The organism is Phenylobacterium sp. CCH9-H3, from assembly GCF_001557235.1.
GTDB lineage: Bacteria > Pseudomonadota > Alphaproteobacteria > Caulobacterales > Caulobacteraceae > Phenylobacterium.
Genome location: NZ_LSJI01000260.1, coordinates 18,117 through 30,465 on the forward strand (window position 1 = coordinate 18,117; position 12,349 = coordinate 30,465).

Here is a 12,349-nt window from a genome sequence, read left to right on the forward strand (position 1 = left end):
CAGCAGACCACATACAGCTTAGCCCGCCAATCCGAAAGGAGGCGGCCATGCCGATGAGCCACGACAATCCGACCCTCGACGCGTTACGCCGCCTGGCCGTCACCACCTTGGCCTATGCCTTGGGCGTGGGCCTCGTGGCCGTGGCTCTGCCTCACCTTCTCACGCCGATGCCCGTGGCGGCGCTTCTCCCCGAGCCGCTCCCGGTGGTGGCGCGGGTTCCCGTGGCCCCCCCACCCACGGAGCCCGCGCCATGAGCCCGCCCGACGGATCCTTCACGCCCACGCCGCGCTCGCAGGTTCGCCGGCGGCCCCAGCGCGGCCACTACGACGAGGCCGCGGTCTATGGCGTGCTCGACGCCGGGATCATGGCGCACGTGGGCTACGTCATAGACGGCCAGCCGTTCGTGACCCCGACCGCCTATTGGCGCGAAGGCCGCAAGCTCTACTGGCACGGCGCCGCAGCGAGCCGGATGCTGGCGACCGTGTCCGAAGGGACGCCGGTCTGCGTGACCGTCAGCTTCCTGGACGGCTTCGTGGTTGGCCGCTCGGGTATCACCCACTCGCTGAACTACCGGTCGGTGATGGCCTTCGGCCGGGCCCGGCTGATCAGCGACCTCGCGGAGGTCCGGGCGGCGATGGACGCCTTCATCGACCGCCTCTACGCGGGCCGGCCGCTGAAGCTGCGCCCCACGACGGACGACGAGCTACGCCGTATCGCCCTCGTGGAGATGGAGATCGAGGAGGCCTCGGCGAAGATCAAGGACACCGGCGTCACCGACCTGCCTGCCGACGACGCGTGGGCGGCCTGGTGCGGCGTGTTTCCGGTGGAAACGCGGATCGGCGCGCCGTTGCCCGAGCCCGGCATGGGCAGCGGCGGTCCGCCGACCACGGACCTTGCGCCGTACGCCGAGGGGATCCGCCTGGACTCGGCGCTCACGGCCGCGGCCCAGGCCTATGGCTTGCCGGTCTCGACGTAACGCTTTAGCCGCGCCCAGCCGCCGGCCAGGACGCCGTCGACCTGGGGCGCCGCCTTGAGGATGAAGTCGCGCGCGCCGCCCACGTTGTAGGTGATCGTCAGCTCCGTCCCGCCGTCCTTTGGCTTCATCCGGAAAAAGAGGGCGCCGTTGACGCCCTCGTCCTGCAGCGGGCCTAAGGCCGCGTCCGCCCGGATCATCCCCTGCTCCGGCCAGGCCAGCACGACCACGCCGTGCCGGACGCTGCCGCCGCCGGGGATGGTCTCGCACCAGCAGGCGTTGGCCTGCAGCGGCAGGGTGATGTTCTCCGCCTTGCCGGAATAGCTGTGCTCGCCATCCCACCAGCGCCCGATCTCGCCGATGGCCTGGTAGACGCGCGCCGGCGGGGCCTCGATCTGCACCACGCTCTTCAGGCGGAACCCCTGGGGTCCGGTCTCGACCACCTCGGCGCGCGCCGCGCCGGTGAACGCCAGGGCGGCCAGCGCCGCCAGAACCATCGATCGCATCGTTTCGCCCCCAGGCCTGCCTCAGGCCGGCTCGAAGCTTAGCGGCCCTCCCCAGAATGTCTCAACCAGGCTGTTCTGGGCGCCGGGCTCACCGGTGGTCAGGAAGCGACGAACGGCGTCCGCGCCCGGCCGGAACTCGGGATGGCGGGCGAAGTAGCGCTCGAGGGCGTCGGCCGTGGCGTCCGGCTGGCGGATCAGTGGCGTTCCGGGCGGCAGGGCGGCCTGGAACAGGTCGGCCACGATCTCATAGTGCGTGCAGCCCAGGATCGCCCGGTCGGGATTGCGGCCAATCCGGGTGGCCAGCGCCTTCACATGGCCCTGGATGGTGGCGGCGAGTTCGTCCCGGGGCGCATTGGCCTCGATCATCCGCGCCAGCTCGGGGCAGGGCTCGGAGAAGACCGCGACGTCCTGCCGGCGTTTGTCGATCTCGATCTCGTACACCCGGCTCCTCGTGGTGGCCGGCGTGGAGAAGACGCCGAGGATCTCCAGCTTCTCGGCCTTCTCCTCGCGCCATTGGGCCTCGTGCTCCCACGGCAGGCCGGTGGCCGCCTCGATGGTCGGCACCACGATGCCCAGGACGTTGACCGGCCGGCAGAGATCGCGGCGATAGCCAGGCAGCCACGTCTGCTGCAGGCGGCGCAGCGCCACGCTGGCGGCGGTGTTGCAGGCCAGGACCACCAGGTCGCAGCCTTCCTCGAACAGGCGGACGCAGCCGGCCTTGGTCAGCTCGACGATCTCCTCGCCGGGCCGTCCGCCGTAGGGCGCATTGGCCTGGTCGGCCAGGTAGATGAAGTCCGCCTCGGGGAACCGCTCCACCAGCCGGTGATGGACGGTCAGGCCGCCGACCCCGGAATCGAACACGCCGATGCTCATGATCCGGTGTTAGCGGGCGTCGGCGAGGGTGTCACCGACGGCGTGACGAGCGGCGCCGGACCATGACACCTTCCGGCTCAGAACTGCACGGTCGGCCCGGAGTGTGGCGGACCCATTGGGCCCGGAGCGAACGTCCATGCCGCCGATCGACGCCATCCTGCTTGCGGGCCTGATCGCCGCGGGGGCCTGGCGGCTGGCCGCGCCGGGACGGGGCCGGCAGGCGCGGGCCGTCGTCTGCGTCGGCCTGGTCCTGCTGGCCGGGGCGCAGTACGCCCTGAACGGCTTCACCTGGCAGTTCGTCACCGGCTACCTGTTGCTTGCCGCCACCGCCCTGCCTGTCCACCGCGCCGGAGCCGCGGCGCGTTGGGCGGGCGCCGTGGGGCTGGCGGTCCTGATCCTGGCCGCCCTCGCGCCGTGGGCGCTGCTGCCGGCCCCCGTCCTGCCGCAGCCACGGGGCCCGCACCCCGTCGGCGAGCAGGTCTTCCGGTGGGTGGACGCCAGCCGCGAGGAGACGGCGACGCCGGACCCGGCCGACCGCCGGAACGTCGTGGTCCAGGCCTGGTACCCCGCGACCCCAGACCGCGCCGCCCGGTCGCCGCGCGGCCAGACTCCGTATTTGGACGGCCTGGGCCGGCTGCCCGGTCCCATTATGGCCTTTCCCACGTTCGTGTTCCGCCGGTTCGGGGAGGCCGACACCCACGCCACGCCGCGCGCGTCTGTCTCCAACGCCCGCCGGACATGGCCGGTGGTGATCTTCTCGCCGGGCTACGGGGCGCCGCGCGCCTTCTACACGGGCCTCGCCGCTGACCTGGCCAGCCGGGGCTACGTGGTCCTGACGGTCGACCATCCCTACGAGGCCGCGGTCACCCAGCTCGCCGACGGCCGCGCGGTGGGGCCGGCCCAGTACTACGGCCGTGGGGACACCGAACGCATCGCCTACATGGAGCGCCAGATCCCGATCCGCGCCGCCGACCTGCGCTTCGTGCTCGACCAGTTGGCCCGCCCGGGGGCGATCGGCCCGCAGCTCGCCGGACGGCTGGACACCGACCGCGTGGCCGCCATCGGCCATTCGTTCGGCGGCGCCACCGCCGTCCTGGCCGCGAGCGAGGATCCCCGGATCAGGGCGGTCGCCGACATTGACGGCATGCTCTACGGCCCGGTCCGGGGGGAGGCCCTGAAGGGGCCCCTGCTGCTGCTCGAAAGCGATCATGACGGAACAGGCTTTCGCGCCCGCTACGTCGCGGCCACCGAGGCCGTCCTGTCGCGGGTCCCGGCCGGCGGCTGGCGCTACGCCATCGGCGGCGCGAACCATTTCAGCTTCACCGACGCGGACTATTTCTTCAGCCTGCCTGGGCGCTGGGCGGTGGCCCAGGTCATGGGCGGCGAGCGGGGCGCCGCCGCGACCCAGCAAGTGGCGGCGGACATGCTGGACGCCTTCCTGCAGGGGCCGCTCAGGGGAGAAGCGGGCAATGTGGCGCAGGCCGCGGCGCGCTACGACGGCGTCAGGGGCGGTCCGAGCCGCCGTTGAACCCGTTCGCCCCGCGCGGCAGGGCTCAAGCGAAAAGGTCCGCCTGCGCCGCCGCCTTGGCGCCCTCGATGCCCAGCAGCTTCAGCTTCGTGTTCACGCCGCCCCGCGCCGAGAATCCGCCCGGCTTGCCGCCCGCCGCCGTCACGCGGTGGCATGGGACGACGATCGGCCAGGGGTTCTTGCCGAGCGCCTGGCCGACGTCCCGCGCCAGCAGCTTGTCGCCCAGCTTCACCGCGATCTCGCCGTAGGTCAGGGTCTCTCCCGGCGGGATCGCCCGGGCGATCTCATAGACCCTGGCGTGGAACTCCGGCGTACGCGACAGGTCGATGGGCGCATCCAGGAGGTCGGGCTTCTCCCCGCGCATCAGCGCGCGGATGTCCTCGACCGTCTTGTCGAGCTCGGGCGGGACGGAGGCCTCGATAGCCTCGGGAAACCGTCGCAGGAACGACGCCCGGGCCGTTTCGGGGTTCCGTTCGGGCAGATGGACGCCGACCAGGCCCTGATCGCCCCAGGCGATGCCGGCGTGGCCGATGGCGGTCTCGAAGATGGCGTATCGCGTCATGAGGGGAAGATAGTCGCGTTCGCCGATAACCGCTGGCGGCTTTCGGACATGGATCGCATACATCCGCCTCGGATCGGAGATCGCCATGCCCCGCCTGTCCTACGTCAACGAACGCGCCGACGAGGCGCTGGTGGTCATCGAGCCCTGGTCGCAGGCCGCACGGGTCGCCCCGGGCGGCCGCATCGACATCACCTTCGACGCCTCGACCCTGGGCGCCGGCGAAATCCGGGTGAGCCACCGCGCCGACAACGAGATCCTCATCACCCTGGACATCGCCCTGGTCTCGATCTCGGGCGAGCGCGTCACGAACCTCGGGGCGCGGGAAGACCCCGTTCCTTGACCTTTTGCCCTCTTTGAGCGCATAAGCGCGCCCTTCCGGCGCCAACCTTGGTCAGCGCCCTCCACCGCTACGACCCCGACCACCATATCGGACGAGAGCGGCGAGGCCCCCCGTCGACGCAATCGTCCACGGGGGTCGACTGCGTTTGGGGCTTAAGGAGCTTAGATGTTCGACGCGCTGACAGATCGGCTGACAGGAGTCTTCGACCGGCTTTCCGGCCGCGGCGTGCTGTCCGAAAAGGACATCGACGAGGCGATGCGCGAGGTGCGCGTGGCCCTGCTCGAGGCCGACGTCGCCCTGCCCGTCGTCCGGGACTTCATCGCCAAGGCCAAGGAACGCGCCACTGGCGAGGCGGTGATCCGCTCGGTCCGCCCCGCCGACCAGGTGGTCAAGATCACCTACGACGGCTTGGTCGAAATGCTGGGCGGCGAGGGCGAGCCCGAGGGGCTGAACCTCTCGCTGAACCCGCCCACCGTGATCCTGATGGCGGGCCTCCAGGGCTCGGGCAAGACCACCACCGCCGGCAAGCTGGCCCTGCGCCTCGTCAAGGAGCGCAAGAAGGTCCTGCTGGCCTCGCTGGACACCCGCCGCCCGGCGGCCATGGAGCAGCTGGGCATGCTGGCCGAGCAGGCCGGCGCCAACTTCCTGCCGATCGTCGCCGGACAGTCGGCCCCCGACATCGCCCGCCGGGCCATGCAGGCCGCGAAGCTGCAGGGCTTCGACATCCTGATCCTCGACACCGCCGGCCGCACGACCATCGACGAGGCGATGATGAGCGAGGCGGCCGAGATCGCGAAGATCTCCAGCCCCTCCGAAACCCTGCTGGTCGCCGACGCCCTGACCGGCCAGGACGCCGTCCGCACCGCCAAGGCCTTCCACGAACGCCTGCCGCTCACCGGCCTGGTGCTGACGAGGGCCGACGGCGACGGCCGCGGGGGCGCCGCGCTCTCGATGCGCGCCGTCACCGGCCTGCCGATCAAGTTCCTCGGCGTCTCGGAAAAGATCGACGGCCTGGACGCCTTCGACGCCGCCCGCGTGGCCGGACGGATCCTGGGCCGCGGCGACGTGGTCGCCCTGGTCGAGAAGGCCGCCCAGGAACTGGACATGGCCAAGGCGGAGGCCACGGCCAGGAAGCTGGCCAAGGGCCAGTTCGACCTCGACATGATGGCCGACCAGCTCGCCCAGATGAAGCGGATGGGCGGCATGGAAGGCATGATGGGCCTCCTGCCCGGCGTGCGGAATATGAAGAAGCAGATCGCCGAGAGCGGTCTGACCGACAAGACCTTCGACCGCCAGGTGGCGATCATCTCGTCGATGACCAAGCAGGAGCGGAAGAAGCCCGACATCCTGGCCGCCTCGCGCAAGCGCCGGATCGCCGCCGGCGCCGGCGTCGACGTGGCCGAGGTGAACCGCCTGCTGAAACAGCACCGCCAGATGGCCGACGCTTTCAAGTCCCTGAGCAAGAACGGCGGCAAGGGCTTCGGCCAGATGGCCAAGATGCTCGGCGCGGGCGGGATGGACATGGGCAAGCTGGGCCAGATGGCCGCCGGCGGCCAGCAGCCCACGCCCGAACAGCTCGAGGAAATGGCCGCCAAGCTCAAGAACATACCCGGCGGCATGCCGAAACTTCCCGGCCTCGGCGGCGGCCTGCCGCCGGGCTTCAATCCCTTCAAGAAATAGCTTTCAGACCAAGGACTTACGACAATGCTGAAGATCCGTCTCGCCCGTGGCGGCGCCAAGAAGCGCCCCTACTACTCGATCGTCGTCGCCGACAGCCACTCGCCCCGCGACGGCCGCTTCATCGAGAAGGTCGGCTCCTACAACCCGCTGCTCAAGAAGGACGATCCGAACCGCGTCGTCCTGAAGGTCGAGCGCATCCAGGAATGGATGGCCAAGGGCGCCCAGCCGACCGACCGCGTCGCCCGCGAGCTGGGCAAGATCGGCGTGACCAAGTGGGAAGCCGGCAACAACCCGAACAAGGGCAAGCCGGGCAAGAAGGCCACCGAGCGCGCCGAGGAGAAGGCCCAGAAGGAAGCCGACCGCGCCGCGGCCGCCGCCGAAGCCGCCGCCAACCCGCCGCCGGTCGAAGAGCCGGTCGCCGAGGAAGCTCCGGCCGAAGCCGCCGCCGCTCCGGAAGCTGCTGCCGAAGAAGCGCCCGCGGCTGAAGCCGCCGCTGAAGAAGCCCCGGCCGCCGAAGCCCCCGCCGAAGAGGCTCCGGCCGCTGCGGCCGAAGGCGAAGAGCAGGCCTGAGGCGTTTCTGGATGAGCGATGATCTCATCCAGGTGGGCCGCGTCGCGGGCGCCTTCGGGGTCCGCGGCGAGGTCCGCATCACCAGCTTCACGGCCGAACCGCTGGCGCTGCTGGACTACAAGGATCTGAAGCGTGAGGACGGCTCGATCGGCCTCACGCTCACCTCCGGGCGCGCCGCCAAAGGCGGGATCGTCGCCCGGGCCAAGGAAATCGAAACCCGCGAACAGGCCGAAGCCCTGCGCGGGCTCAAGCTCTACATTCCGAGGGCCGCCCTGCCCGAACCGGACGAGGACGAGTTCTACGTCACGGACCTGGTCGGCCTGGCTGTCGTGGGTCCCTCCGGCGAGCCCCTGGGCCGCATCAAGGCCGTCCAGGACTTCGGCGCCGGCGACCTGCTGGAGGTCTCGCCCGCCGAGGGCGGCGCCACCTGGTACCTCCCCTTCACCCGCGAAGCCGTCCCCGAGGTGCGCCTCGCCGACGGCGTCGTCGTGGGCGTGAAGCCGGACGAGGTGGAGTAGTTTCCCTCCCTTGATGGGGAGGGAGGATCACTTCGCCTTCGGCTTGCGCATCCGCATCAGCCCTTCCTGGGCGCAGCTCGCCACCAGGGCGCCGTCCGACGCGCGGTAGATGTAGCCGAGGTTGAAGCCGCGCCCGCCGGAGGCCGAGGGGCTTTCCTGGACATAGAGATGCCACTGGTTGAAGTCGGTCGGCCGGTGGAACCACATGGCGTGGTCCAGGCTGGCGGACTGGAAGCCGGGCGTGCGCCAGCTTACCCCGTGAGGGCGGATCGCGGTGCCCAGGAGGCTCATGTCCGAGGCGTAGGCCAGGATCACCTGGTGCATGTGCTGGTCCGCGCCGATGGGATGGCGGGCGCGGAACCACACCTGCTGGCGCGGCTCGCGGGGCTCGGGCGCGGCGACGTCGAAGCGGCCGCCGACAGTGCGCATCTCGATCGGCTGCTCGCGGTCGATCCAGTCCTGGTCCTCGGGCGGGGCCTCGGCGCGCAGCCGCTTGCGCATCTCGGCATCGCCCTCGACGTCGTCCCAGCCGGGCGCGTCGGGCATGTCGGCCTGGTGCTCATAGCCGTCCTCGGCCACCTGGAAGGAGGCCGCCAGGTTGAAGATCTGCTGGCCGTGCTGCACGGCGATGACCCGCCGGGTGGTGAAGCTGCCGCCGTCGCGCGAGCGATCCACCTCGAAGACGATGGGGATCGACGGGTCCCCCGGCCGGATGAAGTAGCAGTGCAGCGAGTGGCAGACCCGGCCCTCGACCGTCTCATAGGCCGCCAGCAGCGATTGGGCGATCACCTGGCCGCCATAGATCCGCTGGCGCTGTTCCTCGTCGGGCGTCGTGCCCCGGAACAGGTTCACTTCCAGCCGCTCAAGCTTGAGCGTTTCGGCGAGCGTCTGGCCGGTCATGGCGTTCCCGATTTGCTGCGGTCGCGAAGGCGCGTGCCTTACGCTGACGGCGTAACGGCGGCAACCTCCTCGCCCCCCGAGCGGAAGCGAGAGAGGGGAGAGGGTAGGGAGAGGGGCGGCTCGGCCTCCCAGCTGCTGATCCAGGTTCCGCGAGGATCATGGCTGGACCAGCTGGCCAGCGGATCGCTCGGCGTCGCCCCTCTCCCGACCCTCTCCCCTCGCGCTTCGCGTCGGGGGAGAGGAGGTTTCACTTCGGCGTCTTCATCCGCAGCAGCCCTTCCTGGGCGACGGACGCCACCAGGGTCCCGTCCTCGGCGAAGATCTGGCCCCGGATGAGACCTCGGCCGTCAGACGCCGAGGGGCTGTCGTGGACGTAGAGGTGCCACTGGTTGAAGTCCGCCGGGGCGTGGAACCACATGGCGTGGTCCAGACTGGCCGACTGGAAGCCCGGCGTCTGCCAATGCACCCCGTGGGGCCGCATGGCGGTCGACAGCAGGTTCATGTCCGAGGCGTAGGCCAGGATCACCTGGTGCATGTGGGCGTCGTCGCCGATGGGCGAGCGGCAGCGGAACCAGTTCTGCGACACCGGCTCCTTCGGGCCGTCCAGCCAGTAGGTGCGCGCGTCCTTGGACCGCATCTCGATGGGCATGGGCCGCGAGAGCCAACGCTTGGCCTGCTCCGGCGCGTCCTTCATCAGCTCGCGCATGACCTCCATCTGGTCCTTGAGCTCGCTCCAGTGCGGGCCCGCGGGCATGGCGGCCTGGTGACGGAAACCTTCCTCCGGATTCTTGAAGGAAGCCGCGAGGTTGAAGATCTGCTTGCCGTGCTGGACCGCCACCACCCGGCGCGTGGTGAAGCTGCCACCGTCGCGGCTGCGGTCCACCTCGAAGACGATCGGCACGGTCGGATCGCCGGGCCGGATGAAATAGCAGTGCAGCGAGTGGCAGACGCGGTCCTCGACCGTCTCGTACGCCGCCAGCAGCGACTGGGCGATCACCTGGCCGCCGAAGATCCGGCCGGGCGAGTTGTCCGGCGTCGTTCCCCGGAACAGGTTCATCTCGATCCGCTCGAGCTGCAGGGTCTCGACCAGCGTCTCGTCCTGGCCTTCGGCTTCCGGCGTCTGGGGCTCACTCATGGGCGCCGATTACGCTGCGGGGCGCCCGGCGGCAAGGCGCAGCCGCCCTTGCGCGGGCATGGCGAGCACCGTCATCCTGAGGTGATGGGAGAGAGACCCTACATCCGGCCCGTGTGGCGCACGCGGCTCGCCGCCGTGCTGGTGGCGTGGATGGTGCTGGCCGTCTCGGTGATGCTGGCGGCCGCGCGGCTCATGGAGGTCACACCCCCGTCAGTCGCGCCGATGCTGGTGCTGGCGCTCTATGTGGCGCCGCCGCCGGCGCTGCTGGCCTGGAGCTTCTGGCACATGATGCGCGAGCCCGTGACCGGCTGGCTGGCGCCCACCGTCCTGATGACCTTCTGCGGCGCCCTGATCCCCCTGGCCCCGCCGATCTACGACCTCGGCGTGCGGCTGAATTTCCAGGCGCGCCGCCCGGCCTACGAGGCCATCGCCGCCGAGGTGCGCGACGGCCGGATCGCCGGCCTTCCCAACCGCCGGGGCTGGATCGCGGGCGAGCGGGACGGCGTGCGCTTCCGCTTTCGGCCGGCCGAGCGGGGCGTGATCGACTTCACCTGGGCCGAGGCCTACGGCCTGAAGGCCGGCGTCCGCTACGACGACACCCCCTGCGTCAGCCGCCGCGGCGCCCTCTGCATCGACCGCGGCGAGCGCCTGGCGGACCGCTACACCTACTATGCGCGGTTCTTCGGAGGCTTGACGTCGCGGCCCTGACCAGCGCCTTCACCCGCCATGTCGTTCGACTGCACAGTGCTGACCATGTTTCCGGACGCGTTTCCGGGCCCGCTGGGCGTCTCCCTGATCGGGACGGCGTGGCGAGAGGCCGCGCTCTGGACGTTGGAAACAGTGGACATTCGGGGCTTTTCCACAGATAAGCGCGGCTTCCTCGACGACACCCCTGCGGGTGGCGGTCCGGGACAAGTGATGCGGGCGGACGTGATCGCCTCTGCGCTCGACAGCGTGGAGCGGCGGGAACGGCCGCTTTTGTACATGAGCGCACGGGGTCGGCCCCTCACCCAGGCGCGCGTGAAGGAATGGGCCGCCGGTCCGGGACTGATCGTCCTGTGCGGGCGGTTCGAGGGGGTGGACCAGCGGGTGCTCGACGCCCGGGGGGTCGAGGAGGTCTCCGTCGGAGACGCGGTTCTCGCCGGTGGCGAGGCGGCGGCGATGGTGGCGATCGAGGCTTGCGTACGGCTGGTTCCGGGGGTCCTGGGACAGGCGATGAGCCTCAGTGAAGAAAGCTTCGAGGACGGACTCCTCGAGCATCCGCAGTACACGCGACCGCGGACGTTCGAAGGGCTCGACATCCCCGAGGTCCTGCTGAGCGGCCACCACGCCGATATCCGGAAGTGGCGGCAGATGCAGCGGGAAGCGACGACGCGGGAGCGGCGACCCGACCTTTGGGACGCCAGGACCGCCAATCAACAGGCAAAGGGCGATTGAAGCCCGGTAAGGATGACGACAATGGCTGCCAACATCATCGAAACCCTCCGTAAGGAAGAAGCCGACCGCCTGCTGGCGACGCGCAAGATCCCTGATTTCCGTCCGGGCGACACCGTCCGCGTGAACGTGAAGATCAAGGAAGGCGACCGCGAGCGGATCCAGGCCTACGAGGGCGTCTGCATCGCCCGCGCCGGCCAGGGCGTCGACGAGAACTTCACCGTCCGCAAGATTTCCTTCGGCGAAGGCGTGGAACGGGTGTTCCCGATCCTGTCGCCGAACATCGACTCCATCGAGGTGAAGCGTCGCGGCGTCGTTCGTCGCGCCAAGCTGTACTATCTGCGCGATCGCCGCGGGAAGTCGGCCCGGATCGCCGAGCGCCAGATGGCCGCCAAGTCGGCCGAGACCGCGCCGGAAACCGAAGAGGCCTAAAGGCCCCTTCGAGCGTCGAGACTACAAGGCGGCGGCCGGAACGATCCGGCCGCCGTTTTCATGCTCGCTGCCGGGGCCGCCAATCTACGCCTTGGCGGCGTAGGCGCCCAGTTCCTGCGCCAAGTGATCGAACATCAGCCGCATGCGCGGGCTGCCCCGCAGGGTCTCGTGCATGCAGATCCAGATATCCAGCTTGAACGAGAAGGCGTCCGGCATCACCGGCACCAGGCCGAAACGTTCGCCGATCTGCCGTTGGCAGGCCCCGATGCCAAACCCCGCCCGCAGCGCCGCCAGCTGGGCCACGTCGTTGTCGGTGCGCAGGGCGAAGAGGTCGCGGGTGATCGGCCGGCCGATGGACAGGTCGTTGACCATGTCGGGGAACTGGCGGTCGAAGCCGATCAGGGTGTGGCCGGCGAGTTCGTCGAAGTCGGTCGGCAGGCCGTGCCGTTCGACGTAGTCCGGCGTCGCGTAGAAGCCGACGCTGAGCTCCCCCACCTTCTTGGCCACCAGGCTGTTCTGCGTTGGCCGGGACATGCGGACGGCCACGTCGGCGTCGCGACGGTTCAGGTCCTCGTTCTTGTTGGACAAGGTCAGCTCGACGTCGACACCGGGATTGGCGCGGCGGAAGCGCGACAGGATATCGGGCAGCACCTCGATGCCGATGATATCGCTGGCGGCGAGGCGCACCACGCCCCCCTCCCCGCTGGCGACCCCGGACGCATCGCGCCCCGCCGCTGCGGCGGCCGCCGCCATGTCGGCCAGGTGCGGACGGAACGCCAGGGCCAGGTCGGTAGGCTGCAGGCCTCGGGGGCTGCGCAGGAACAGGGGCGCCCCAAGCTGGCGCTCCAGCTGGTCGATGTGCCGCCCGAGGGTGGGCTGAGTCAGCCGCCGCAGGCGG

General features: G+C 70.3%; 15 protein-coding genes and 1 pseudogene. 10 read left to right on the forward strand and 6 right to left on the reverse strand.

From position 1 onward, the window contains the following. The first annotated feature begins 47 nt into the window (after positions 1–47). Together AX721_RS22860 and AX721_RS22865 are read left to right on the forward strand one after the other, a co-directional pair. Complete coding sequence (locus AX721_RS22860; protein ID WP_068878277.1) at positions 48–254, forward strand: hypothetical protein; 207 nt, start codon at positions 48–50, stop codon at positions 252–254. Next, complete coding sequence (locus AX721_RS22865) at positions 251–976, forward strand: pyridoxamine 5'-phosphate oxidase family protein (RefSeq protein ID WP_068878278.1); 726 nt, start codon at positions 251–253, stop codon at positions 974–976. The genes AX721_RS22860 and AX721_RS22865 overlap by 4 nt, the downstream gene beginning before the upstream one ends. Here the strand turns inward: AX721_RS22865 and AX721_RS22870 are convergent. Together AX721_RS22870 and AX721_RS22875 are read right to left on the reverse strand one after the other, a co-directional pair. Beyond that, the gene (locus AX721_RS22870) at positions 952–1,479 is read right to left on the reverse strand and encodes an SRPBCC family protein (protein ID WP_156467341.1); all 528 of its coding nucleotides are present in this window, start codon (positions 1,477–1,479) and stop codon (positions 952–954) included. The genes AX721_RS22865 and AX721_RS22870 overlap by 25 nt on opposite strands. Positions 1,480–1,500: 21 nt before the next feature. After that, complete coding sequence (locus AX721_RS22875) at positions 1,501–2,352, reverse strand: glutamate racemase (RefSeq protein ID WP_068878280.1); 852 nt, start codon at positions 2,350–2,352, stop codon at positions 1,501–1,503. A 136-nt stretch (positions 2,353–2,488) separates the two neighbouring features. Between AX721_RS22875 and AX721_RS22880 the strand changes: the two genes are divergently transcribed. Continuing rightward, positions 2,489–3,880 carry a hypothetical protein gene (locus tag AX721_RS22880; protein WP_068878281.1) on the forward strand — a complete coding sequence of 464 codons (1,392 nt, stop codon included), beginning with the start codon at positions 2,489–2,491 and terminating at the stop codon, positions 3,878–3,880. A 25-nt stretch (positions 3,881–3,905) separates the two neighbouring features. Here the strand turns inward: AX721_RS22880 and AX721_RS22885 are convergent, their stop codons facing one another. Further along, the gene (locus tag AX721_RS22885) at positions 3,906–4,529 is read right to left on the reverse strand and encodes a methylated-DNA--[protein]-cysteine S-methyltransferase (RefSeq protein ID WP_369796619.1); all 624 of its coding nucleotides are present in this window, start codon (positions 4,527–4,529) and stop codon (positions 3,906–3,908) included. On the opposite strand from AX721_RS22885, the gene AX721_RS22890 reads away from it, so the two are divergent. From AX721_RS22890 to rimM, 4 genes are all read left to right on the forward strand, one after another. After that, complete coding sequence (locus AX721_RS22890; protein ID WP_068878282.1) at positions 4,528–4,782, forward strand: hypothetical protein; 255 nt, start codon at positions 4,528–4,530, stop codon at positions 4,780–4,782. The two genes, AX721_RS22885 and AX721_RS22890, sit on opposite strands and share 2 nt — an antisense overlap. A gap of 165 nt (positions 4,783–4,947) precedes the next feature. Beyond that, entirely contained in the window at positions 4,948–6,462 is a 1,515-nt protein-coding gene (gene ffh / locus AX721_RS22895; RefSeq protein WP_068878283.1) for a signal recognition particle protein, read from the forward strand. Positions 6,463–6,486: 24 nt separating this feature from the next. Then, positions 6,487–7,032, forward strand: a complete 546-nt coding sequence (rpsP, locus tag AX721_RS22900; protein WP_068878284.1) for a 30S ribosomal protein S16 — start codon at positions 6,487–6,489, stop codon at positions 7,030–7,032. Positions 7,033–7,043: 11 nt separating this feature from the next. Beyond that, positions 7,044–7,550 (forward strand): ribosome maturation factor RimM, encoded by a 507-nt coding sequence (gene rimM / locus AX721_RS22905; protein WP_068878285.1) that lies wholly within the window; start codon positions 7,044–7,046, stop codon positions 7,548–7,550. 27 nt (positions 7,551–7,577) lie between these two features. On the opposite strand, the gene AX721_RS22910 is transcribed toward rimM, so the two are convergent. Beyond that, on the reverse strand, positions 7,578–8,450 hold the full coding sequence (locus AX721_RS22910) for an acyl-CoA thioesterase II (RefSeq protein WP_068878286.1): 873 nt from the start codon (positions 8,448–8,450) through the stop codon (positions 7,578–7,580). A 247-nt stretch (positions 8,451–8,697) separates the two neighbouring features. Then, positions 8,698–9,585, reverse strand: a complete 888-nt coding sequence (locus tag AX721_RS22915) for an acyl-CoA thioesterase II (protein ID WP_068878287.1) — start codon at positions 9,583–9,585, stop codon at positions 8,698–8,700. A gap of 84 nt (positions 9,586–9,669) precedes the next feature. On the opposite strand from AX721_RS22915, the gene AX721_RS22920 reads away from it, so the two are divergent. The 3 genes and pseudogenes from AX721_RS22920 (at position 9,670) to rplS (ending at position 11,451) form a co-directional block, all read left to right on the forward strand. Next, positions 9,670–10,293, forward strand: coding sequence for a hypothetical protein (locus AX721_RS22920; protein ID WP_156467342.1), 624 nt, complete (start codon positions 9,670–9,672; stop codon positions 10,291–10,293). Between the two features lie 18 nt (positions 10,294–10,311). Next, positions 10,312–11,075: pseudogene (trmD, locus tag AX721_RS22925) on the forward strand (tRNA (guanosine(37)-N1)-methyltransferase TrmD). After that, the gene (rplS, locus tag AX721_RS22930) at positions 11,044–11,451 is read left to right on the forward strand and encodes a 50S ribosomal protein L19 (protein ID WP_068878290.1); all 408 of its coding nucleotides are present in this window, start codon (positions 11,044–11,046) and stop codon (positions 11,449–11,451) included. Before trmD ends, rplS begins: the two are co-directional and overlap by 32 nt. Positions 11,452–11,535: 84 nt before the next feature. Here rplS and AX721_RS22935 read toward each other — a convergent pair. Beyond that, positions 11,536–12,349: LysR family transcriptional regulator (locus AX721_RS22935; protein WP_068878291.1), on the reverse strand; the 814-nt coding region annotated here is incomplete at its 5' end.